We start from the raw sequence: 24,897 nt of genomic DNA, 5'->3' as shown, positions 1-24,897 counted from the left end.
CTACCTCCGATACTGTTGATGACACTGGACGCACAGATCATTGATTGTCTCGGTGTAGATAAAATGTTTGTACTCGGTGCCATGGGTGCGGTGGCAACTCAGGCAGTCGAGCGACAGGTTCGGGTTGCGCGGATCGATGACATCATCGCCGATCGGGTGTGTCGAGTGCGTCTGCCAATCGTGGCACTGGCCACAGAGGTTGATGTTCGACTTCTCCGTCAGGATGAACGGGTTATCCGAGCTGTGTGGGCTGTGGCAACTGCTGCACTCGCCATCATCGATCGGCTGGTGCTTGGTCAGCGCGCGGGCCTGACGAGCAATGGTGTCGCTGTGACAACTGCTGCAGACCTCCTTCTGTGGCGCCTTCATCAGCATCGCTTCACTCGACGCGTGCGGCGAGTGGCAATTCAGGCAACCTTTTTCATCGACCACCGGCCAGTGCATACGATCCTTGTTGAAGGTATCGTTGACCATCTCGTAATGACAGCCCTGACAAAGTTCGAAGCTCGGTTTGACAGTAGCAAAAGGTGTTGCCGAGCTGGGATCCTCGTGGCATTGCTTGCACATGCGGCTGGTCAACGGCTGGTGGACGTTGTCATACAGCATGGCTGTTGTGTTCGATCCATGCGGGTTGTGACATGACGAACAGTTGGCGGTCTCGACCGGATAGCCGACATGCTGGCTCTTGAAGGTCTTTTTGCTCGAGTCGTGGCAGTCGAGGCACAGCTCAGGAGCCTGGCTGCGCAGCAAGGCCGGGTTCTCGGCTGAGAAATGTGGCGCATGGCAGGTCATGCAATCCTGTTTGACCGGACTGTGAGCAAACTTGTTGCTGGCCACCTGCTGCCCCAACTCTTCATGGCAGCCGAAGCAAAGTTCGCTTCCGGACGCGACCAGGTTCATCCGGTTGTCGGACGAATGCGGATCATGGCAGGTGACACAGTCTCCATCGCTGACAACCTGGTGAGCGCTGCGGACATTTGCTGCGCTCATATCCTCGTGGCAGCTGGCACAGATCTGCGTCGGATCGGCAGCCAGCAACTTGCCATGGTCGGCTGCATGCGGATTATGGCAGCCGGTGCATTGCCCCTCGGCCAGCGGGGTGTGGATAAACTTTTTCTCCATGGTGCCCTTGAAACCCTCGTGGCAATCGAGGCAGAGCTTGCCGCGGGCGCCCGGCGCCAGGTTGTAGGGATTGTCCGCTGCTGTGGCCTGGAAAGCAAAAACAACACTCAGCAAAGAGAACAGGCAGAGGGTGACCAATGTGTGCTTAAAGATCGTCATATCGTACCCCCTTATTCGCCGGACAGATGACAGGGTTGACAGGAACGGGCGGCAAACGGTGCATGCATGACATCCTTGAAATATTTCGGATCCTTCGACGCATGCGGGTTATGGCAACTGACGCAATCCATCTTATCCGTCGCAACCCCGGCATGCTGCTGGGTAAACTCGGCTTCGCCGGTTTCGTGGCATTCGGCACAGAGGGGCTGCTGCGGCAACTTGAGCAGCGGGTTCACGCTGGCAAAATGCGGTTGATGACAGCTCATACAGTCCTGTCCCGCCGGGGCGTGAGTGCGGCCTTCGTCCATGCGGGCCTGCAGGTCTTTGTGGCAAGCCAGGCAAAGGTCGGTTTCAGTGGCCAGCAGCAACTTGGGCAGGCTGGTTTTATGCGGGTTGTGGCAACTGCTGCACTGCCCCTGCTGCACCGGCTGATGCCGGCTCGGTGAAGCTTCGGCCTGACTGGTGACATCGGTATGACAATTAGCACAAATCACCGTCTGACTATCGCTGAGCAGCCCCTGGTAAGGGCTGGCATGGGCGCTGTGGCAGATCATGCAGTCACGATCAGCGAACGGCTCATGCTCTGTTTCTTCCTTGCCCGCTGGCAGCAACAGGGTGTCGTGACAGCTTTCACAGAGTTTTGCTCCAGACTCTTTGAGGAAGGCGCTGTTCTGGCCACCGTGGCCGCTATGACAGCTGTTGCAGCTGCCGGACTGCACCGGTTGGTGCACAACCGCTTGGGCAAAATCGCTCTGGGCATCAGCATGACATTCGTAGCAGATCTGATCCGCCCGACCCGCCATCATCGCCTCGCCGTTTGAACCATGCGGGTTATGGCAACTGCTACACATCTTCTCGGTCACCGGCATGTGCGGCTGGGCCAACTTCTCAGCATCTTTCAGCGTATCCGGGTGGCAGCTCAGGCAGTGTTCTCCTTCTCCGGGAGCTGGCAACAGCGCGGAGAACTCAGCAGCGTGCGGCTGGTGGCAGGAGAGGCAACCGTCACCAGACTCAAGCGGCGCATGTGGATACTTAACATTCCGCTGCATATCGCTGTGACAGGTGAAGCAGAGGTCGTTCCCTTGCGCCACCATCAGCTTGGGGAACTCCGAGGTATGCGGGTTGTGGCAGGAAAGGCAATCCCCTTCCATGAAAGGACCATGCTTGATCGCTTTGTCACCTGCCAGCGATTCGTTGTCGTGACAGTTGAAACAGAGCTCCGAGCCTGTACTTAGCAGTTTGAAAGGCTCCGCCGCATCGCTTGCGGCATGGCAGGCGTCGCAACTTGCGTCAGCAACCGGCGAATGAATGCTGCTCTTCAGCAACTTGCCCTGGTTCGAGGAATGCGGGTCATGACAGGTCGAACAGCTTTGCTGCTCGACTGGGTAATCGCCATGCGCCCGGGTAAAGGCTTTTTCTTTACTGTCGTGACAGGACAGGCAGAGAGTTGTTGCTTCCTGCTTCAACAAATCCTTCTGGGCGGAGGCGTGGGCGTTGTGACAAGTCGCGCACCCCTGATCTTCGATCACCGCGTGGACCTCTTTCTTGCTGAACGGTCCCGGCTCGTGACAGCTAAGGCAGATCGCATTGCCCGATTCACTGAGCAGAAAATCATTATCCGAGGAATGCGGGTCGTGACAGGAGATGCATTGGCTGTTGCGCAGAGCCCCGTGAATCACCTTCTGGTCGAGTCCGAGCGATTCTGCGCTGTGGCACATCTGACAAAGCTTGTTGCCCGTCTCTTTCATCAGCAGCTTCGGAACAATCCCATGTGGCAGGTGACATTCTTCGCAACGTTTCTCTTTGACCACCGGATGAACATTCTTTTTCCCCAGATACTGCTTGGTATAGTCCTGGTGGCAGTCGACACAGCCCTTTTTTGCGAACGAGCGCTTGGCCGCATCCGCTGCTCCGGCGCAACAGAGAAACAGGGTCAACAGACCTGCCAGAAGCAGCACCTGGCGAGCGGTGTGAACATGATTAATTCGATTGAACATACGCATTCCCCATCGTGAATATGGCGTTGGCATTTGTCTTTACTGTCCGCCTCCGGACGTTAGCCTCCCTGCCCGACCAGATAGATTTCTGTCGGATAGGCCTCTTTCAATTTTTCAACCCACTGCCCGAGGGTCGATTCAACCTCCTGCTGGTAGACGATTTTGAGGATCTCTTCGCGAACCTGGTCGTAGGGCTTCGGTTGCGGGGGATAAACATTTTCGAAATAAAGCACGTAGTAGAAGTTGTTCGGCTCGGCGTGAACCAGCGTATCGCCTCGCTGCGCCGCAGCGGCTTGCGACTGGAGGGTCTGCGGCAGTGCAGTCAGGCTGAGAATTTTTTGATCGAACTGCAGCAGGTCCTTGTCCTGCACATCGACAAGGCCTTCGGAGTTTGCCGAAACCCACTTGAAGTCGCTTCCCTTGCGCAGCTTTTCGGCCGCGTCTTCGGCATCTTTCTGCTGGTAAAAGGGCAGGCTCTGTAGTTTGAGCATTGCCGGAGTCTGGTATTCTTCGAGGTGCTCCTGGTAGTAGGCCCGAACTTTCTCTTCAGTAAAGCGAACGTCCGGTGTGATGACTTTCTGCATGAAGATATCAAACAGGGTACGGCGCTCGAACTCTTCGACCTCGTTCAGATAGCCGGCTTGCTGGTCCAATCCCTGTTTTTTGGCTTCAAGGGTACCGGCCATGCGGAACAGCATATCCTGGATGATTTCATCTTTGGTCTGATCAACCTCCGCCGGTTTCAGGATCACATCAGTGCCATGAAAAAATGTCTCTTCGATCCGTTTCGCCACTTCGGCCACCATGACCTGACCTGGATCACCTCCGGATACCGTTGCCAGAGCCCGTTGATCCTTCAGCAGGGGGGCCAGGGCACCACTGAGCTTGATATCAGGATCGGTTTGCTTGATAGCAGCAAAATCAAGGACCTCCTGCGCATCTTGGTTAAAGCTCGCATATTGGTCAATCAGCTGGTTGATGTATTCCGTACCGGCCCGGGCGCGCTGAGTATCCCAGACGTTGTTGCGGGCAAACTGCAGGGCTTGGGGATCATCGACAAAACGACGGTCGATCAGACGGAACAGGATAAAACCGTCGGCTTGGCGGAAGATTTCGCTGATCTCGCCGATCTCCATATTGCTTGCGGCTTTAGCGATGTTCGGCAGCAGGTCTTTAAACCGGGTGAAGTCCTGTTCCTCGCCGCCAACTGCCTTTCCTGCTTTGACTGCTGCCGCGATCAGGTTATCGAACTGTTCACCATTATTGACTTTTTGGAGCAGCAGCTTGGCGTCAGCGTCGTTGCTGAAACGGTAGCTTTCCAGCTTTCCCTCCAGAGAAATCTGCCGATAGAGATCGTCGACTGCCGCTTCGTCCAGCACGACACTGGCGGCCTGCAGATTGAGTAAGCCGTAGAGCAGGGTTTTCTGGGCATGGTTGGCAACCTGTTTCTGGAAGGACGGAGTCTGATCGAAACCGATATTCCGAGCTTCAAGCTCGACCAGCCGAACCGTGATCAAGCGCTCCATCAGTTTCTGGATATTGTCGCGCATCCCGGTGTGGGCGTGGTTGCCGCTGGCCTCGCTATGCACTGCCTGCAGATCATCAGAAAACTCATCGACGGTGATCGGCACACCATCAATGGTTGCCACCGGAACAGCGGCGAATGGTTCGGAGAAAAGCGGGACATCGATGGCAAGACGCTGCTGATCATCAATCTGGCCACGAGTGAATTGCACCACAAGGTTCGGCTCTGTCGTCAATTCCTGCAAACGTGCAGACAGCGCCTGGTTAAATTGCACCGTTAAATCAGCACCACTGGTTGCGCTTTCCCAGAGCAGGAAAGAACTGTTTTTCTCCAGTTTCGGGGTCACTTCTTTCAGCGCCACCAGAATCCCACCAGCTGAAGCGACTGGCAGGTCGGCAAACTCGTCAGCAAACAGTGGGACCTTCAGTTCAACGGCGAGATCATCGCCGAGTGCCGGCGGTTTACCTGCCGGAGCCTGCCCGGCGGGCCCAAAGGCCAGAGACGACGTACACAGCAGCATGGTAACGAAGCAGAGGGCGGTCAGCTGTTGCATTAATTTCATGTTGATATCCTTTGCTATTTAAGCTCCCGAATACGAGAGGTTTCAGCGAGTGCCGGCCCAAGAGACCGGCTCCCTGCGTTGTGGTTTGAACAGCAATTCACTGATGGCCGTGGTCATCTGGTCAAGCATCACCTGAGCTGAGCGAACGCGGCCGAAATCATAAAAAAGCACACCGTCATTACCACTGGCATAACTGCGCGACCACCAGGCAACCTGACGCTGCTTGCCTGCGAACAGCCGGGTAGAGAAATCGATCTTCGGGTTGCCGGTGTCGTCCTGAAAGTCGAAGATGTGGCCGGACAGAATCAGATCCGCGTCAAGGGTGCTCACACTGGCCAGCACGTCTGAGATGGCTAGCGACGGCCCTGCCTGCATGATCAGTCGGTATTTCAGCAATTGTTCACGCACCAGCCCTGGTTCGAAGATTTCCAGCTCTCCCTGGCGGTGCAGGGCGCTGAGCAGTTGCAGCGGAACGATAAAACCGGCATTGCGACGGGCATAACGGTTGAGGAAAGGCACGATGGCAATTTTGTACGGCTTCTGAACCAACAGCTCACTGGCCCGGTAGTGATCATTTGGTGGCAACGGGTCACTGAGATGCTCATCCTGCAACCGACCACTCTGCAAATAGTCTGTCAGCGAGACAACCAACCGATTGAGTGCGCGGTCGATCAACGTGTTAACATCCGTCACCCGCTTCAGAGCCAGCAAACCGGGAGTATCTTCACCGGTAAAACCGAGAGCATCTATCCAGGCGATCCTCGGCAGTTCCTGGCAAACCACCAGACGTGAGGAAAGAGCCAGTTGCGGCACCCCTTTATCAGCGTAGCTGATCAGCGAAGTGATGATCACAGCACCGACCTGCTCCTCTTCACGCAGCGCTTCCGCCAGACTGGCACTCAAACCACCGGTGTAACGCATGCGGTGGCGGTGCATGAAGGCTTCGAGCCGTTCCCGGCTGAGAAAGTGCAGCCCCTGCTGTTCGAGCTGTTGCTGGTACGTCGCGGCAATTTCGGCCGCCGGGATTTTTTTACCGCTGAGGTTCTCAAGCGGCAGAAACGCAATCAGGGCGTCCGGGTCCAATGCGTTCTCAATCTGGTAGGGTTCCGACCAGGAGCTTTCTGCGCTGGCACCGAGTTCGTCAGTCACTTGCACTTTCAGCTGGTACTCTCCCGCCTCGCGCGGCAGCCAGCGCCAACTCGCCGAACCGGCATCCTGAACGATGGTCGCCTGCTTTTGCTGTTGCAGGAAAAAGGTATAGTTCAATTGTCCAACGCCACCTGAGGTTTTAACCTGCCAGCGGATCGGCCGGGCCAGGGCCTTCTGCGGAGCCGGAAAATCGGGAACCAGAGCCTCAATCGTCAATGGCGCCCGCACTTCGGTCCAGCCCGACCAGTCGCTCTGTAGCTGGTTTCCGAGTTTGTCGGTTGCCCGGGCCCGAACCCGGTAAAAGCCTGGCTCGGTCGGCTGCCAACGCCAGTTCTGGTTGCCATCGGTCTTGACTGAACGGGGAGCGACTCCTCGTTTTTCCACCTCGAAAGAGATAGCTTTCCGGCCGACTCCACCACTGGCAATGCTCTGCCAAGTGATCCCGCCACCAAGCGGGTACTGATCTGCAGGGGTTTTCGCTTGTGGTGTAGTTATACGCAGTGGCTCCACGATCCGATAACGGGATGACCAGTCACTCTGACGACGATTGCCGCGCGCGTCAATTACTGTTACCCGCACTTTGTAGCGACCGGCTTCCTCAGGACGCCACTGCCATTCTTGCTGCGATCCCTGCTGCACGAAGCGTTGCTGGTCAACGCTGGTCAGCTCAAACTGGTAGCTGTAGGGCGGTACCCCGCCACTGATCCGTGGGCGCCAGTTGATCGGCACACTCTGGGCGGCCTGTGGCGCAGAACGATCCGCTTCGAGCGATTCAATGCTCAACGGCGCGGCGATCTCGAACGGTTGTGACCAAGCGCTCAACTCGTACGTGCCATCGGCCGCAAAGCGAGCGACTTGGACCCGGTAGACACCGGGCTTTTCCGGTTGCCATTGCCAATGAGGTTCGGGCAACCGGGAACTATATTTCACCGGTTCGCCGATCCGACCGCAGATAAACTGATAGCTAGCACCTGGCACAGTCGGCACCTCCAGTCGCCAGTCAATGGTCACGGAGTCGACCACTTGGGGCGAGGGAAGCCCGGCCACCGGAGCAGGCAGAGTCGCGGTCGGTTCGGGAGTCTCCTGGAAAAATGCGCAGCCACTAAGCAGCAACGCAGCCAACAGCGCCAGGAGACAACGAGCCAGATTATTGGAATAGCTGGTTGAGTAAGTCATTAACCGCTTCTTTAGTCACCTCGTTCATCGGGTTGCCACCACCACCGAACAGTCGTTCTGGGACGCCAATCCCCCCCTTGGTCGAAGCACCTGACCAGACGATGCTGCCGGTTTCCACTTCCATCATCTGCAAGCTCAAAGAAATCAGGTTGGCTTCGGTCTGGCCGGAGCGGACATTGCCATATTCTCGCAGCACACCGGTCATCACGGCGTCAACCTGGAGGATCTCGCCCAAGGCTTTGACCTTGTCACTTGAGGGTGCCGACGGATTGCGCAGGCTGGTGCGCTCAATGCCACGTTGGACTTCGCCGGGTGGCAGCACGTAGATCGCTTCAGTCGCCAACAGCATCCCCATAAAAGCATCACGAACCCGTGCCGCAGCATCATCATCGGCGGTCAAGTTCTGGAACGGCAAAACCGCGACACTCTGCACGGCGGCAAAGTTCATCACACTGTTCTTGAAAGTTTCCTCTCCTGAACCGGAGGACGTCACGGCACAGCCGCTCAGGCAGAACATGAGCAGACTGATAGCGAGAATTCCCAGCTGCTTAACTGACATCTTCATAGCAGTCCCTTTACTGTTTTGACGCAGATCGAACCTTTAGTCATAGAAAATCCTGAAATTCAATAAAGCCGTTTCAAAGCTGTTGATTTCACTGTTTGTTTCCTCTTCACCGCGGCTGTAACGCAGCGAGAGATTGGCAAAATGCGTCAGCTCCCAAGTCAGGTTCGGAGTAAACGCCCAGGTGCGGTTACCGTCCCGGTCCTCTTCTTCGCTGTAGGCGAGCACGCATTGCAGGCTGCCGTCGCGCAGCGGCAGCCAGCTAGCACTGGATTCCCAGGAAAGCTGATCATCACCATCACTCCGCCGCAGGCGAATTTCCCCCGAAAAACTGAGCGTATCCAGCGGCACCCAGAAAGCGCGTAGGCGGCCTGTATCACTGCGCTCAGTACCATCCCCATCCTGATCCCAGTCGATCGAATATTCAGCGATCAGGTTGTAGCTGCTGTGCGGAACCAGACTGGTCTGCAGACGGACAAAATAGCTTTTCGACTCACCATCACGGTCGGAGTTTTGCTGGGTGGCACCTTGGTCAAAAGAAAGGTCCCAGCCTTCGTACAATGCCGCATTGGTGCGCAGAATCAGCGAATTCGAGGTACTGTCACCGTCACCGTCATCTTCATCCTGCTCTAAAGTGCCGCTGTAGATCAGTGATTGATTGAGAGTCTCCAGGTAACGACCGGTCAAACGCGCGCTGTAGTTATAGGTGCTACTGTCGAGCTGACCCTGATCCCAGCGATAACCGGCAGACACCCGGCCGGTCCCGGTAAAGATGTCGTTGAAGGTGTGAATGACGGTCAGACCGTTGTTGAGCCGGCTATTGCGCTCGTCGAACAAGCTGCTGCGCCGTTCCTGATAATTGAAGGTGTAGGAGAAACGGGTCGAGTCGGTCGCCTGCCAGCCCAGGCCGAACTGGGCCTGGTAGACTTGGGTCGTGAGCTGGGTGCCTTCAGCAACGGTTACGATGTCGACGGCATTGATAGCTGTTATTTCTACACTCGGTCCTGTTGGCGGCGATCCAACTGCAGGCCTTGAATATATAAGAACGATATGTTCAGGGACGCTGACCTCTGGGGTCAACTCGATTTCGATGATGTTGTTGGCTTGATCAAAAAAAACATTGATTGCGGAAATTGTTGGGGTCCAATCTTCTTTGTTGTCACTGACATAAACTGCCCAGTTACCAGCATCAAGGATTGCAGCATCGACAATTCCGTCGCCAGGATTTACGACTAGATCGACTCTGTCAACAACACCGTTAGAGTCGGTCAAAGTAAAACCGAGAGCGAGATTATTGCCGTTACTAATATTGCGCAGATCAGGATTTGGATTTAGAGATTCAAAACTTAAATAATTGCCCGGATCTATATCATTCGGATTCAAGTCTGAATTGTTCAAGAAAAAGCCACTTCCTGAAAGGCTTCTGTCAACATCGATAAAGGTTTCGTTTCCGGTGAATTCCTGAGTCGAATATTCCATCCGCAGACCGGCATTAAGGTTGAGCTTGCCATCCAGAAAGCTGCGATTCAACCGTATACGTCCATTGTGCGTGCTGGTAGTCGTTTCCGTCTGGTTAATATTATTTCTGTCCTCACCGCGCAAAAAACTGTAGCGAAATTCATAGTCTTTGTATTCGTAACGACTGTTCACTAGCCAGGTGTTACTTTCACTATCGGTTTCATCCTGGTTGTCGTCGCGCTCGCTATGAAGATAGTTCAATTCCAATTGTGGAAATTCAACCGGCCTCCACTCTCCTCGCAGGTTGTAGCTGGTGACATAGTCTTTATCGGTACCGCTAATGCTATCACCTCTCCTGCGGGCATAGCGCTCCCGGTAACCGCCACTGAAAGAGTACAGCGGGTTGCGCCATTCAAGATCGACATAAGGCAGGATCTGCTGATCACGGGTGCTGCTCTCAGCCTCTCCTACCGTCTCACTGTTGTTTCGGTTTTGCTCCACCTGTATTCCCGTGTTCAGGTTAAGGGTCGGAAATAACTGTTTGCTTAAATCGACCCGGTAAGTTTGCTGCAAACGATCCGTTTCACTTTCGCTGACACTGCCGTCGCTTCGGTCTTCAGTTTCCGATTTAGTCTCGGTGTAATTCAGGTCATACATCAACCTCAGGCTCGTACTGCCGGCAATTGCAGGCATCAGTAACGTCGGCAACAGCATGCCGAGCAAGACTGTCAGCAAAACCCGCGCACCAAACATTTTTACTGTTCACCCATCAGGGTTGCTTCAAACCCGTCCATGCCGAGTTCGAGGGTCGCCTGCCTACGTTTGCTGATCAGATCGTATTTTTCCAGCTGTTGCCGGTTGGTCAGCACAAACAGGCTGTTCTCCTGCCGGTCCTGAATCAGGTCACGCACAGCGCCACCAACCGGGAACTGGTCGATCGCCAGCTCGACACGAGGATCGATCACCTGCACGACACCGCTTTGCATACCGACATAGAGCAACCCATTTGCCGCAGTTGCCAGACAGGTCGCACCGTAGCCGACAAAGACACGGCCACGCAGCTGCAGGCTCTGGCTGTCGAGCAAGAGCAGGTCGGGTGAGGTTTCGGTGAGCAGGAAAAGGGTTTTGCCGTCACTGCTCAAACTACCAAAGGTCGGTGTTTCCGGCAGGCTTACGCTGGCGTCGATGCTGCCGCGCTCAGCATCGATCAGGGCAATGCCGTTGGTTTCCGGCAACAGAACGTAAGCTCGCTGGCTGTTTGCGGCGCTAATCACTTCTGCCGGGCGGGTGATGAAATGAACGCGCTGCAATTCCCGGAACAGCTGCGTATCGACAATCGATACAGCGTTGCCACCGGGCAGACTGACAAGCAGCCGCTGACCACGATCACTCAGGCTCAGACGTTGCGGGCGATCCCCCGGCCGCAGGCGGATTTTGCGCTCAACCTGCTGACGAACCAGGTCGATGGCGACGATAGCATCCTCTCCGGACAGAGAAACATAGGCACGGCGACCTGCCTGATCGAGCGCCAGACCGGTTGGTTGTTGACCAAGCGCCAGCACCGAGAAGATCAGCGGCGTTTTCTTTTCAAAAAAACTCAGGCTACCCGTTGTCGGGTGACTGACCAAACCCTTCAGTTCGGTCAGTGGCGGCTGCCCGGACCAGAGAGAGAACTTGGCAGTCAGTCGGTAGCCGTCGGTCACCAGCCGATCGGAACTCAAACTAAGAAATAGCGGAGTTGCCTGATCAGCACGTACCTGGAAAGGATTTTTCAGCAGCTTGGCCTCGGTTTCGGTCAACAGGGCGATCGGACCCTCTTCACTCGCCTGTGCCGCCTGGTCGATCAACAGGCTGATACCGAGATAATCTCCGGGTGGTAACTGACGACTGAGCAGCTTGGTCTGGCGGCTGATCCTCTGTGCCGGGTTCAGTTCCAGAGTGTTTGCCAGCAAGGGAAACTCTTCACCGTCGGTGCGCACGGCATTGAGCGTGGCGATGCGCAAACTCAGAGACCGAACTTCCTGCGGCAGCGGCTGCAGATAGAGATGCAGGGTTGCGCCGGGATCAACAACCGGAGTCGGTTCCACAGGCGTTAGAGTGCAGCTCGCTGCAAGCAGAAAGAACATGGCCGAGGCGAGAAAGCGCCAGAAAACTGATAATTTTATCCGGGATATCCGCATACTCACATCCCCATTCCACCACCCATGCCGCCATGACCGGAGTGGCATTTTTCACAGAAGGGGCCCTGCCCGGTGCCAAATTCCAGCGCGATATCCCGGCCGTAATAGCTGTTGGCAACATCAGCCGCAGTTGCGCCACTGTCGCCGATGGCCGGGTGCGAATCGACCAGCAATGCGGCGTTGAAATCCCAGCGACCGGCCGAGGTAAAAGCGGATGCGTGGGCCCGATGACAGGTCAGGCAACTCACGTTGCTGTTGCTGTCCGGCCCCTGGGTACTCTGGGGGCTGAGCAGGCTCGGATCGATGATTCCACGTTCGAAGGTCACAAACTGCAGGTAAGCGGTTGCCGCCGTTCCGGAAAGATCGCCACTCTTCACGTAGCTGTTGTACTGACTGATAACAGATGAAGAGAGCTGGACATTGTCACCAGCACGGTGATGGGACATACCGCCCCCCATGCCACCGCTGTTGAGCATACCTTGGTGGCAGTTGGCGCACCATTCACTGATGCCGCTGCCGTAATCAACATGCGACGCATCAGTTTCGGCAAATGGCAGGATCGAGTTCTGGCGGGCGACCGGTGCCGGGTTGTTAAAGCTGAAACCGCCGACACTGTAATCCTGGTCACCGAGCAGACGATAATTACCGGCGTTGGTGCCGGGTGCAGGCGAATCGCCGTAAGAGCCTGACACCGAAACCGGGGGCGCGCCGGAACGGGTGCCGCCCCCGCTGCGGCCATGCGGGTCGTGACAGCTGATGCAACTCAGCTGGGCCGAAGGGTAGGTTCCGCCCGGGCCGACCATCTTGTTGGGGTCAGGGACGAGACCGAAATCCTGGGCGACCACGTTGTGGCCATGGCGAGCTCCCGGGCTGGTGCCGCCGACCCAGCTAAAAGTTTTAGTCAGCCAGTAAAAGTCACCACCGGGGGTCAGGGCCGAGCCATCAAAACTGAAAACCGATGGAAGCTGGCTGCCGCCGGGGCCGGAATGACAGTTCAAACAGATTGAGCTGGGATCGGAGCCTTTGAGCAGGGGTGCGCTGGAGCCGGCCATATAGGCGAGGCCATCCTCGGTACCGTGGCCACCGACATGGCAGCCCTGGCAAGAAGCAACGCCGCCGGAGTGGAACCAGCTGAACGCACTCGACGCCATGCCGAACTGGCAGGCGATAAGTATTGCGGCTATGAGGATTGAACGTGTCAACATGGTCTGATCCCGGTGTTGGTTGACGAAGCTCTCCTCCTTAAAATTGCATTGCAGAAAGTGCGAGGCCGGCGGCAGGAGAGATATGCCGCCGGCCTCTGATGTCAAGCTAACAGTCTAGCTTGTTTGGTGCCTTTTGCCAGTCCTTTCGATTAGTCTTGGACGTGACACTTGTTACACAGTGAACGCTGGTACTCACCGTAACCACCGTCCCAAGGATTCTGCGGGTCGAGAGCGACGTCAACAACGGTACCATGCTTGTAGTAAAGAGCGGCCACTGCCGGGTCAGGCAGAACTGCGCCGGTACCGGTCAGGTGGGTCCAGTTTTCAGCGATAAATTCGCTGGTGGTGTAGTCCCAACGCAGAGCGTTTTCAAACGGGGAAGCGTGGGCACGGTGGCAGGTCAGACACATGACCTGAGAAGTACCGGTAGTACCGAAACCAGCATCCGCAGCAACTTCTGGATCAGGCAGTTCGCTGGAAGCAGTAACGCCGCCACGCTCGATCGGAACCAGTGGGTCGTACGCGGTTGCGTTGACGCCGGTGAAGTTACCGGTGGCGACATAGCTGTCATAAGTTGCAGGAACAGCAACGTCGGTCGGGTGCATGCCGCCGCTGGCGGACTGGGTGTAGAAGCCGAGATGACAGTTGGCACACCAGCCACTCATGCCGTCACCGTACTGAACGGAGGCACCGTCGTAGCTGTTGGCGCGGGCGATCGGTGCATCTTCAGCGAAACCAACACGGTTGGAATCATAAAGAATCCGGTAGTTACCAGCCTGGGTGCCGGCTGCAGGAACTTCACCGTAGGAACCGGAGACCGAGATCGGCAGTGCGCCACCGATGGTACCGCCACCTGCCTGGCCGTGCGGGTCATGGCAACCGGTACAACCGAAACCGGCAGACGGGAAACCGCCGCCCGGTGCTGCTGCGAGATCGGTATCATTGGCAAGACCGAAATCAGCTGCCAGCATGTTGTGGCCAAAGTTATTGTTGTTAATAGCAACTACGTTACCGCGCTGAACAAATGCGTAGCCGTTGTCCGCGGTCCAGTGGAAGTCACCACCTTCGTTGGTGTTGTCGCCGCCAGCAGAGTTGACGTGATAGCGGGCCGAGCCATCATGGCAGTTCAGGCAGGTGGAGCTGGCATCGGAGCCGTTAGTCAGGGACGGGCCCTGGGCGCCGAAGCGATCGTTGCCGTTGCCGGCGTGCATGGAGTGACAGCCGTCACAATGGGCGACACCGCCGCCGTGGAACGCAAATGCGGTTCCGGTCAGGCAGAGGCTGAAAAAGATGGCTGAGATAATCATCAAAGATTTTTTCATTTGTGTAACTCCTCCCAAAAGGTTGTTGTGTACTCCGGCAGCCCAGCCACCCGCTTGGGGTCTGTGGCTTTGTGTCCCCGCCTCACGGCAGGTTTACTATTTGCGGAGAAGTTATTGACCTTCACTCTCAAGTGAAAACCAACAGGTGTTGCACGTTACATGTCTACAGTGGCAGTCTGAGACGTTTCGTTTTCTGACCTCCTTTCCGGGTTAAGGGCCAAATGCTTTTCGGCCAATTGTTTGTTTTTTGCTGCAGCCGGGGCTGCAAGGCTGAAGACGCTGACGCCGCGGTTGGCCGCCTGGGCGACATAGAGGCGATGATTCTTTTCATCGATAGCGATGTCGTCCGGCACCACCAGGTTGTGTGCCTGGGAACCGCGGTAGCCAAACTCATTTTGATAGTTAAGCTCTGCATCGAACATCAGGACTACACAGCGCAGCCGGTCAGAGACATAAATATTTCCCTGGCTGTCGGCGCAAATGCTGGCGACGACACCAAATTTTCCCGGTGCACTACCGGGTGTACCGAAAGCCTGCAGCTGATCGTTCTGGGGAAAATACCGATACGCAGTGAACAGTGACCCGAGGGTAAAATAGATATTGCCTGTACGATCGACACCGAAACCACCGAAGATTGCTCCACTCAACTTTTCAAGATCCTCACGGATACTTTTCCGCTGCGCTTCGTTCAACTCAGAATTTTTGATACTTTCTTTGATCTGCACATTAATCTGCTTGCGGAAGTCGTAGTCCTCCTCGATATCACCGTTGGTCGATGCAACCAGCACCCGCATGCTGCCGCTATCGGCCAGGTAAAGCTTCCCAGCCTGGTAATCGATATAGTCGGGCTGAAAGCCGGCCTGCTCAATCCGAATATCAGCGATCGCAGCACCACGGTAATCGAGATGCTTGATGCTGCTCGCCGGGTGACGGTAAAGAATAAAAATTTCACCGTTGTCACCGGCAGCAATATCGCTGGCTGAAGCGAGCCGCAGATCCTCACCGAAACCGAAGGTCTGCATGGCGGTCTGATTGTAGATGCCGATGAATTTGTCGGAGCGATCGAGAGTGTAGACTTCACCCTGCTCCGGATCGATTGCCAGGCGCGCCCAAAGCGACTCCACCGGACCGTTGAAATCGGATAGCCGGTAAAGATAGCTGGCTGACAGTTGCGCCTGAGCGGCACTTGCGATCAGTAGTGTCAGGGCGACGAGAGTCGCTATGTGAAATCGACATGGCATCATGACAGCCATATATCGCAAACCCTGTGCCGAAACTTGAAAAAACCTCTATTACCTAATAAAACTAAGCACTTTTGATTTGTTGATTTGTTTTGAAAGAATTTCTTGAGCGAAAGTTTTGGGAATTTTCCAGAAACCTCACGGAAAAATTCCCAGTATTTTGAAAAACTCCAAATTATGCTCTGGCTGCTGTTTTTTACTCGCTACGAACTTGAGTTACCGATTACTGCAGGTTGTGCGCATCGCCATGACACTCGAGGCAATCGCGGTATTTCCCGTGGATCGCCTGGGTGTGCGGCAGTCCGTGACAATCCTGGCACTGGGGCGTAGAGGGGTGGCGACCTTTGTGGCAATAGAGGCAGTTGATACCGCCATGCAGGGTGGTCGTGCTGGCCAGGTCGTTGGCTTCTTCGACATGGCAAGGACGACAGGCGTTTGCCGGCAGGCGCCCACTGGGGGCAACCAGCAGCGGCTGGTGCGCGGGGTGACATTGCTGACAAACATCGGCGGACTGACTCTGCTGGTGCGGCTGGTGACAGTCGAGGCAAGCCGGGATCTGCCGATGCTTTTCGTGACAGCGGTTGCAGAACAGCTTTGCGTGGCGGCTCGGCTCTGCAGCCATCTGTTGGCCGACCTCCGCGTGGCAGCTGAGACATTCTTTCTTTGCCGGTTTCAACGGGTCGCGCAGGGACATCAATGGCTGGTGGGGATCGAGGTGGCAGTGCTGGCAATTATCCAGCTGGTAATGCGGGCGATCTGTGTGGCAGCTGGCGCAATCCAGCCTGGTCGTCTTATCGGTCGGCAGGTGATGCGGGTGGCAGTCTACGCAAGTCACTGCTGATGCGTGTTTGCCGCCTGAAGCCAGCAATGTTTTCTGCTGTATCAGGTGACATTTACTGCAGTCTTCCAACGTTAGCTCCGAACTTAGCGCCGGTGGTGCAAACAGCACCATCAACAGCCAAAAAGCAAGCAACCCTGGAATATGTGTTCGGATAGACATTTCACTCCTGCAGCACGTTTCTAGACACTTATCTCAAGCGGATACTGACGATTTAAGAGCAACCACCGTGCCATGGCGAACGGTTTGCCAAAGCGACGGTTACAAGCCTGTTGACCCACTGGGGTGCGCATAGATTCGGGAAAAATCCAATTGTCGGGTTGGGAAATTTCCCGAACTGGGGATGAAGTGAGGCGCAGTGAACAGGTAATTGGGCAACCCATTGTGCCCTCTTTGACCAAGCTGAAATCACTGGGGAGCAGCGTTGGCGGGAAAAGGAGTGGCATTCGTCGATTGCGGTAGAGCCTGGAGTAGAAACTGGAATAGTTTTTGCGAATATCCTTTAACAATTCAATACGACATTTGCCCCTGGAGCAGCACTTATGAATCCACCCCCACTGAAAATTCTTGCTTTCGACAGTGAGCAGCTCCTGCTCTGGGCACTGAAACGGGCGGGGAAAAGCAGGTCTCTGGAGATAGAAACAGCGTCGTCTCTGCCCCAGGCTTACAACGAAATTGAACAGCACCACTTTGACTTGTACCTGATCGCTTACGATTCAAGAGATAAAAATCGGCTGAAATTATTGCAGGCGATCGATGAAAAATACCCCTACGTGCCGATCATCATCATGACAACCAATGAGGTCAACTGCTATCACCTGAACGACGAAATCAAATCGGTTCGTCACCATGGTTCCTGGCACCTGCTGGAAAAACCCTTTCGGCTTGAAAAAATTCTCGGTTTCATTGATCTGCTGTTTCATAATGTTGAACATCTAAAAAAGGCCGCACCTGACCTGGTGCATCATTTTGACAACGAAAAACGGGGGCAGTTCAGACGCTCTCACATCCTGCCTCTGGACTATTCCTATCCATCTATTGTCAAAGGGAAAGAGATAAAAACCTATACGTCTGGTATTGTTACCGATATCAGCGATTGCGGTCTCGGTCTGCTCTCCCGCTCTCCACTGGAAGAGGAGATGCTGATCCAGTTCGGCGATACCATGTTACGGCAATACGGCATTGTTGCCTGGAGCACGAAGCTGGAAAAAGAAACCTATCGTGCCGGGATTAAACTCTGTTGAGCTTTACCATACTTTAGTTTTCCGCTAGACTTTGCTTTGTAGGAAGTTACCCCACAGCAACCCTTGCCGAATGGTGGCCTATGTTTCACCGGTTTTACCACCTTTTGCTCCTTGTGCTTTTTCTTTTCTGGCTGCCCGGCTGCGAGCAGCCTGAAGCGAACAATCCCACCGCCGTTGTCGGGAACCCCCACCAGGTCTATCGCATCGGTCTGATCCCGGAACATAATATTTTCACCCAGAAAAAGCGCTACGGTCCGCTGATAGACTATCTTTCGCAGGAGCTGGGCATCACGCTGGAAAGCGTTATTCTGCCCCGCTATGGAAATATTATTGAAAACTTCAACCAACTTCAGCTTGACGGCGCATTTTTCGGTAGCTTTACCGGGGCGATGGCAATCAAAACTCTCGGGGTGGAACCGCTGGCCCGGCCCCGCTATGTGAACGGGGCATCGACCTACTACGGCATGGTTTTCGTCAAGAAACAAAGCAATATCCACACAGCAGAGGATATACGTAATAAACGGATGGCTTTTGTCGACCGGGCAACAACGGCCGGTTACCTGCTGCCGGTATCATACTTCAAGTCTGTCGGTATTGCTGACTACACCAACTGGCTTGGGGAATACTATTTCAGTGGCACCCACGAGGATGCTATCAAGGATGTGCTGGAAGGAGTCGCCGATATCGGTGCAGCCAAAAATACAGTTTTTTACCGCATGGCAGAAGCTGACCCACGGATTATAAAAGAGCTTGAAATCCTGGCAACCTCGCCACGGGTTCCGGCCAACGGCCTCGCCCTGAACAAGGATATTCCTCAAGAAGTAAAACAAGCGTTCCTGGAAAAGCTGCTGACGATGCACCAGAGCTGCGAAGGGCGTAAAGTGCTGGCGGAATTACAAATCGACCGATTTATCAGTACAACCGTTAATGACTATCAGCCGGTTCTCGATTACGCTGCAAAAATCGGTCTCGACCTGAGTCGTTATGAGTACAGTAACAAGTAATCTTTGCTGGCCACAGGACCTCACCTGACTCTATGAAGAAACAAGTTCTCATAGCGCTGTCCCTGATGATTATCTGCTTTGTCACAGGCGGCATTTATATTGCGGTCTCTTTTCAAGTCGGAACGGAAAAACTGGAACGCATTACCGCTCTGCACCAGGTCGAATTCATGCGTCAATCCCTGGAGCACGACATCAAGGTCGCTCAATCCAGCCTGTTACTGCAGGGCTCACCACATAACGATATCGAATCGACCATTTCCCATATCGAAGAAATAGAGCGCGCGGCCAACAACTGCCTGACCTGTCACCATGATCCGGCGACCAAGCAGAAGCTTGAAGAGATGTTGCTCGACCTGAACGAGTATATGCAGCTTTACAGCAGGACTTTGACCATCCGCGCCAACCAGGTGAGGTTGCAACAAGCGCGCACCCTGACCTATGAGAAAGGGGAGCAGCTGCTGACCGATGTCAAATCGCTTTCGATCGCATCTGCAGGCAAAATTTCATCACGGATTCAGGACATCCACCAGGACATCAGAACAACAAACAAATTTCTTATTCTCTGCCTGGTCCTGGGGCCGATCGCTATTCTGCTGATCAGCCTGTTCTTCCTGAGACGCTTCACCGGCTCGGTAACGACCCTGACAAAAGCAACAGAGCATATCTGTTCCGGCAACCTTGAGCCGATAGACATCCCGCTGAAGAATGAGTTCAAAGCGCTGGCAGGCTCATTTAACAAGATGGTCGATTCGCTCAAGCAAGAGCGCGTCAACGTCAGCACGGCAAACGCTCTCTACCTCGCCCTGTTCGAAGCAGCCGGCGACGGTATCTGTATTCTTCACACAGGCGAGAAACTCGGCCAGATCGCTTCGGTCAACCCGGCAACTCTGCAATTGTACGGCTACACCGCGGAAGAGCTGATCGGCAAAAACTGCATGGATCTTTCTCCTGCCGAGGAACATGCCAAGTTTCAGGAGAAAATGCAGAAGATCATGCAGGGCGAGTGGATCAACTGCACGATCACACGAATCCGGAAAAATGGTGAGCATTTCGCCGCCGACATCAGCGCCGGGCCGTTGGAGATCAACCAGCAGCAGTACGTTCTGACCTTCACCCGCGACGTTACGGAGCGGCAGAAAGCCCAGCAGGAGCTGCAGCGGACCAACCAGATGGCGATTGTCGGACAGATGGCAGCCGGTCTCGCCCACGAAATCAAAAACCCGCTGGCGGGTGTCAAGGTGTCGCTCGATGTGCTCTCTGAAGATGTCGATCTCGACGCTGAGGATAAAGAGATTTTTGTTCGCGTTCTCAAGGAAATCGACCGGATGGAAAAGCTTTTGAAGGGGCTGCTCAATTATGCGCGGCCACCGACTCCGCATTTCGACCTGATCGACATCAACCGCCTGCTGGAGCACACCATAAAAAATGTCTCCGTCACCGTCGGCGACGATCTCAGGAAGAAGGTTGAGTTCAAAACCGATTTAGCGACAGACATGCCCCAGTCAGAAGCTGATTCCGGTCAGCTGCAACAGGTTTTTCTGAATATTTACCTCAACGCGATTGACGCTATGGACGGAGTTGGCACTATTACAACAACGACTCAGCGTGAAGATGAAAATTATCTGCGGATCGAGTTTAGCGATACCGGCAAAGGCCTGTCGGAGAATATGAGAGAACAGATTTTCAGCCCCTTTTTCACCACCAAGTCCAAAGGCAGCGGCCTGGGCCTGGCGATCTGCAGGCGTTTGATCGAACAGCACGCCGGATATATTGACGTCGACAGCACAGAAGGCACTGGAACGACATTTACAATCAGGCTACCGCTCAAGCAGGAACAGGGGGAGTAGGCTCTATGCAGACCAAAGCTAGAATTTTTTTGCTCGACGATGATGAGCTGATCATCTCCATGCTGGCAAGATCGCTGCGCAAGGATGGCTACGAAACCCATCTTTTGAGCGCCTCGACAGGCGCCGTTGAAACGATCTGCGACTGGCAGCCGGATGCCCTTCTGCTCGACATCGACATGGGTGAAGGACCGAATGGTCTTGAAGTTCTCCAGATGCTGCAGGAAGCGGAAGTCAGTTTTCCGGTCATTATGCTGACAGCCGATGACTCGGCAGAATCGGCGATCAAGGCAATGCGCTTTGGCGCGGCCGACTACCTGAACAAACCCTTCAACGTTGAAGAAGTAAAAATTGTCCTGGAAAAACTGCTGGCGAGTTCTCGCCTGAAAAATGAAGTGCAGTACCTGAAAGGGTCGACGACGGCAACGCTCGGTCGAACCTTTATCGGTGAATCACAGGCCATACAGAAGCTTCTCACAAACGCGCAAAAGATTGCCAGCGCAGGGGTCCAATCGATTCTGATTACGGGGAAATCGGGTACTGGCAAAGAGGTCCTGGCGAGAAATATCCACTACTGGCAATTCGGCTCGCAAAACAATTTCGAAAGCGTTCCCTACATCGCCATCAATTGCACCGCCCTGCCGGAAAGTTTAATCGAGGGCGAACTGTTCGGTCATGTCAAAGGGGCCTTCACTGACGCCAAGAGCGACAAAAAAGGGGTCTTTGAGCTGGCCCAGGGCGGCACCCTTTTGCTGGATGAAATTGGTGACATGCGCCCGGAGCTGCAGAGCAAGCTGCTGCGTGTACTCGAAGAGAGAACCGTGCGCAGAATCGGCGGCAAAGTTGACCTGCCGATCAACATCAACATCATCTCAAGTACCAACCGGGACCTGAAGAGGGCTGTTGAAAAGGGAGACTTCCGGGAGGACCTCTATTACCGTCTCAATTCTTTTTCGTTACATATTCCGGATTTGAAAGAAAGAGACGATGACGTGCTTATCCTGACCAAGCATTTTTTGAAAACCTTTGCCAGCAAATACGGCAGACCAGCCATTGAGAAAATCTCCAAGGAAGCCACCACGCTGCTGAAAGAGTATCCCTGGCCCGGCAATGTCCGCGAACTGCGCAACGTCATAGAGCGCTGTGTCGTTATGGAAGACACGGACGTTTTATCCGCCGATAACCTCCCGTTGGAAATTGGTGGCAGAGACAAGCTGGCCGGGGAAAGGCGCAAGAACTTCCAGATTATTCTTCCGGAAAATGGTGTCAGCCTTGAAGAGGTGGAAAAAGAACTGATCCGGCTGGCGCTGGAGAGATGCGATAACAATATGACCCAAGGGGCAAAACTGCTCAAAGTCAGCTATGACACCTTCCGCTATCAGGTGAAAAAGTACAACCTCACATAGACATTTCACCGCGGCCCCGATAGAGAATTCTCTCTTTCGGAAGAGCAAAAAACTTACGACTTGTTTAACCTCAAACCGGACAAACAAAAAGGGACTTACAGCATCTTTCCGTAAGTCCCTGTATTTTATGGCTCCCCGAGCTAGGCGAAAATGGACACGGGATAGAAACGTTAAGCCTAGCGTGAAGGCAGTAAAAGATTACCGATTTTGTATTTTTTTACTTGCAAATGAAAATCAGTTTCAGTATGATTCAAATCATAAGAACAAAGCTTGTTGTGGCAGGCGAGCTCAGTTCTCATTTCATTCTCCTTTCGTGGTCAAAAAAGCCAAGTGGGTGCCTCCCCCACTTGGCTTTTTTATTTTCCAGATATTTCCTCAGGCGCATTCTTCGACTTGGCGTTTAAGTTCCCATATTTGGCAACAGGCTGATTAGGCCACGATTTCATTCCTAAAAGTGATTTTGCTATTTATGAAGACACCTTCAGGTCACATGCGGCGGATTGTCTTGTAAGTCCCAGATCTTGTGAGATCAGTATTGGAACAACTTATGGAATGAGGAAAAGCTGATTGACTGGTGTTTTTCTATCGATTCAGGATTTCCATACATATGACACAGCCATCCCACCACATTTCCCAAAAAGAATGATTAATTTCTCAGGCTGCTCTTACCTGCCCTTGTAGCTCATTTTTTTTTGTAAAATTTGGGTATGTCTAAACCTCTAATTAAGGCAACTCAGCTCTGGGTTTACATACTCGTGTGCTTTTCTCTCACCGTGCTCGCCTGTGCGTTGAAATATTATCTTGTCTGTGCAGTCCACACCTCATCTGCTTGCCGTTATTTGTGCCCCTCATTTTTAGCGCATGACACATCGAGTTTTCCGATTTTCTTAAATAAAATATTTGATCTGCAAGTTTGGGTTCTGCATATCGGACAGAATTTATTTGGCATAGATGGGACCTATAAAAATCTCATTTTTTCAAACTTAATCATGGCACCAGTGGTCGATGAATTGATATATCGAGGGCCTCTCTTTTTACTGAAAAACCGAATTGGATTATACCTATGGTGGTTCTTGGCGGTTTGCCTCTGCGTATTTTTTGCAATTGGCCATAAATGTGCCGGGTTGTCGCTTTTCCCACTTATTATCTTCGGCCTAACATCTTCTTGGCTGGTGATGAAAACTAAAAGATTTTGGCCATGCATCGCCTTGCACTTTTTGTATAATTTTCAAGCGATTTCTTTGTCATTTTATCAATCATTTCTATGGGGGAGTTGATCTCGTCCTGAAATTTCACAACTCAGAGACACACATACTTGGAAGGAGTCAGATTGAAAAGAAGAGGGCTTTCACTGCTACTGACTATATTGATTTCCGGTGCTATCTATTGGGGATCAGGTCTTGAACCGCAGTTGGGATTTGGCCTGGCTGTATTGGCCGGGATAGCCACGCTTTGGATAACTGAAACCTTCCATATCACAATCACAGCCTTACTCATACCGATATTGGCTATTACCGGTGGCGTATTCGACGTTGCGGGTGCGTTGCGGAGCTTTGCAGACCCTATTATTTTCTTGTTCTTGGGGGGATTTGCTTTAGCCGCGACTTTACACAAGCAGGAGCTTGATTCTCGCTTGGCGTCTCAAGTTATCGGTATTGCTAGAGGACGCATGGATCTGGCCTGCTTACTGTTGTTCGCTGTTACTGCGCTCTTGTCCATGTGGGTTTCAAATACTGCAACAACGGCAATGATGCTGCCCTTGGGGCTGGGGTTGTTGACTGACCATCCCTATAAAGAAAATCAGCGGCTTTACTGGTTTTTACTTCTGGGAATTGCCTATTCAGCAAATATCGGCGGTGTCGGAACTCTAGTCGGAAGTCCTCCAAATGCCATTGCTGCTGCTGCGACTGGATTAAGTTTTACCGATTGGTTGTTTTTCGGGTTACCAACAGCGGTAGCAATGTTTCCAATAGTCGTTGTGGTTCTTTACCTCACTCTTCGCCCGAAATTTCCAGACAGATGTGAGATAACTACGAATCAGGTAAAACCAATGCGGCCTAATCAGTGGATTACGTTGCTGGTGTTTATATTGACTGTGAGCTTGTGGCTTTTCAGTAAACCCCTAGCTGAAATTCTGGGAATTGAAAAGGGTTTTGACTCGGTAGTGGCAATAGCGGCGCTTGTTTTGCTCTCAGCCCTGCGATTGGTTGAATGGAAAGACATTAATGCTACTGTGGACTGGGGTGTGCTCCTTTTGTTTGGTGGTGGGCTAACTCTATCAGCTCTCCTCCAAGCGACAGGGTCCAGCATTTATCTTGCCGAATCCTTGGTTAAGTTGATGCATGGCGCTCCATTGCTAGTGTTCTTCTCAGCAGTAGCAGGTTTCGTCGTAATGCTTACAGAGATTGCTAGCAATACCGCCAGCAGCGCACTGTTAGTGCCAATTTTCGTTTCAGTTGCGGAAGCAATGGGGCTGCCTCCTTCCACAATGGCAGCAGTGATTGCAATATCAGCTTCCTGTGCTTTCATGCTGCCAGTTGCAACACCACCAAATGCATTGGTTTTTGGAACTGGCAAAATACCGCACTCTCGAATGATGAGTGTCGGCGGGTGTCAAGGTAGTTGTCGCCTCAACCTTTTCAAGCAGCTTCTGATTTCAGGCCCTCTTCGGAGGGCCGTTTTCGTTCAGGGTTTAGTCGAACGATCTCTATTGGTGTCCAGTTACGGATCTGTCTTGCCCAGCGCTCCGGATTCTTCTCCCGCGCTTGTTCATAAACGTTCTTTCGGTTCTTCAGCTTTGCAGTGTCACGCCCGTAATGTCGGTCATCTGGGGTGACGAAACGGATCTCACTGTGTAGGTGCTCAGTGTTGTACCAGTGAACAAAGGCATCCACCCATTTCTG

16 protein-coding genes, 2 pseudogenes and 1 riboswitch are annotated in these 24,897 nt (G+C 53.6%); of the genes and pseudogenes, 6 read left to right on the top strand and 12 right to left on the bottom strand.

Annotation, left to right across the window (positions count from 1 at the left end; all coding sequences use genetic code 11):
- The 11 genes from BUB13_RS09530 to BUB13_RS18795 all read right to left on the bottom strand — a co-directional run bounded on the left by BUB13_RS09530 (position 1) and on the right by BUB13_RS18795 (position 16,658).
- Positions 1-1,281 carry a cytochrome c3 family protein gene (locus tag BUB13_RS09530; protein ID WP_072908316.1) on the bottom strand — a complete coding sequence of 427 codons (1,281 nt, stop codon included), beginning with the start codon at positions 1,279-1,281 and terminating at the stop codon, positions 1-3.
- Positions 1,282-1,292: 11 nt separating this feature from the next.
- Positions 1,293-3,278 (bottom strand): cytochrome c3 family protein, encoded by a 1,986-nt coding sequence (locus tag BUB13_RS09525; protein ID WP_072908314.1) that lies wholly within the window; start codon positions 3,276-3,278, stop codon positions 1,293-1,295.
- 59 nt (positions 3,279-3,337) lie between these two features.
- On the bottom strand, positions 3,338-5,365 hold the full coding sequence (locus BUB13_RS09520; protein WP_072908312.1) for a peptidyl-prolyl cis-trans isomerase: 2,028 nt from the start codon (positions 5,363-5,365) through the stop codon (positions 3,338-3,340).
- Positions 5,366-5,407: 42 nt separating this feature from the next.
- Positions 5,408-7,690 carry a phage tail protein gene (locus BUB13_RS09515; protein WP_072908298.1) on the bottom strand — a complete coding sequence of 761 codons (2,283 nt, stop codon included), beginning with the start codon at positions 7,688-7,690 and terminating at the stop codon, positions 5,408-5,410.
- Positions 7,662-8,255, bottom strand: coding sequence for a GNA1162 family protein (locus BUB13_RS09510; RefSeq protein WP_084091954.1), 594 nt, complete (start codon positions 8,253-8,255; stop codon positions 7,662-7,664). The genes BUB13_RS09515 and BUB13_RS09510 overlap by 29 nt, the downstream gene beginning before the upstream one ends.
- 36 nt (positions 8,256-8,291) lie before the next feature.
- A complete protein-coding gene (locus BUB13_RS09505) occupies positions 8,292-10,463 on the bottom strand; it encodes a hypothetical protein (protein WP_072908296.1) in 2,172 nt (723 codons plus the stop codon).
- 2 nt (positions 10,464-10,465) lie between these two features.
- Entirely contained in the window at positions 10,466-11,896 is a 1,431-nt protein-coding gene (locus BUB13_RS09500; protein WP_139249344.1) for a YncE family protein, read from the bottom strand.
- Positions 11,893-13,095, bottom strand: a complete 1,203-nt coding sequence (locus BUB13_RS09495) for a hypothetical protein (protein ID WP_072908292.1) — start codon at positions 13,093-13,095, stop codon at positions 11,893-11,895. Before BUB13_RS09495 ends, BUB13_RS09500 begins: the two co-directional genes overlap by 4 nt.
- 149 nt (positions 13,096-13,244) lie before the next feature.
- Complete coding sequence (locus BUB13_RS09490) at positions 13,245-14,417, bottom strand: hypothetical protein (protein WP_072908290.1); 1,173 nt, start codon at positions 14,415-14,417, stop codon at positions 13,245-13,247.
- A 33-nt stretch (positions 14,418-14,450) separates the two neighbouring features.
- A riboswitch (cyclic di-GMP riboswitch) is annotated at positions 14,451-14,525 on the bottom strand.
- A 47-nt stretch (positions 14,526-14,572) separates the two neighbouring features.
- On the bottom strand, positions 14,573-15,670 hold the full coding sequence (locus tag BUB13_RS09485) for an NHL repeat-containing protein (RefSeq protein ID WP_072908288.1): 1,098 nt from the start codon (positions 15,668-15,670) through the stop codon (positions 14,573-14,575).
- Between the two features lie 211 nt (positions 15,671-15,881).
- On the bottom strand, positions 15,882-16,658 hold the full coding sequence (locus BUB13_RS18795; RefSeq protein ID WP_139249343.1) for a cytochrome c3 family protein: 777 nt from the start codon (positions 16,656-16,658) through the stop codon (positions 15,882-15,884).
- Positions 16,659-17,038: 380 nt separating this feature from the next.
- On the opposite strand from BUB13_RS18795, the gene BUB13_RS09475 reads away from it, so the two are divergent.
- The 6 genes and pseudogenes from BUB13_RS09475 to BUB13_RS09450 all read left to right on the top strand — a co-directional run.
- Positions 17,039-17,740: a response regulator gene (locus tag BUB13_RS09475; RefSeq protein ID WP_072908284.1), complete on the top strand. Its 702-nt coding sequence runs from the start codon at positions 17,039-17,041 to the stop codon at positions 17,738-17,740.
- 80 nt (positions 17,741-17,820) lie between these two features.
- On the top strand, positions 17,821-18,744 hold the full coding sequence (locus BUB13_RS09470) for a phosphate/phosphite/phosphonate ABC transporter substrate-binding protein (RefSeq protein ID WP_072908282.1): 924 nt from the start codon (positions 17,821-17,823) through the stop codon (positions 18,742-18,744).
- Positions 18,745-18,776: 32 nt separating this feature from the next.
- Entirely contained in the window at positions 18,777-20,591 is a 1,815-nt protein-coding gene (locus BUB13_RS09465) for an ATP-binding protein (RefSeq protein ID WP_072908280.1), read from the top strand.
- 5 nt (positions 20,592-20,596) lie between these two features.
- Positions 20,597-21,994 carry a sigma-54-dependent transcriptional regulator gene (locus BUB13_RS09460; protein WP_072908278.1) on the top strand — a complete coding sequence of 466 codons (1,398 nt, stop codon included), beginning with the start codon at positions 20,597-20,599 and terminating at the stop codon, positions 21,992-21,994.
- A 707-nt stretch (positions 21,995-22,701) separates the two neighbouring features.
- The gene (locus BUB13_RS19520) at positions 22,702-23,271 is read left to right on the top strand and encodes a CPBP family intramembrane glutamic endopeptidase (RefSeq protein ID WP_084091952.1); all 570 of its coding nucleotides are present in this window, start codon (positions 22,702-22,704) and stop codon (positions 23,269-23,271) included.
- Between the two features lie 38 nt (positions 23,272-23,309).
- A pseudogene (locus BUB13_RS09450) lies at positions 23,310-24,590 on the top strand (DASS family sodium-coupled anion symporter); the annotation flags it as partial.
- Between the two features lie 43 nt (positions 24,591-24,633).
- Here BUB13_RS09450 and BUB13_RS19260 read toward each other — a convergent pair.
- Positions 24,634-24,897 (bottom strand): annotated as a pseudogene (locus BUB13_RS19260) (IS3 family transposase); the annotation flags it as partial.

Source organism: Malonomonas rubra DSM 5091 (assembly GCF_900142125.1).
Taxonomy (GTDB): Bacteria; Desulfobacterota; Desulfuromonadia; order Desulfuromonadales; family Geopsychrobacteraceae; genus Malonomonas; species Malonomonas rubra.
Note: the sequence above shows the minus strand (reverse complement) of the source record. Positions and strands in the feature narration are given on the sequence as shown.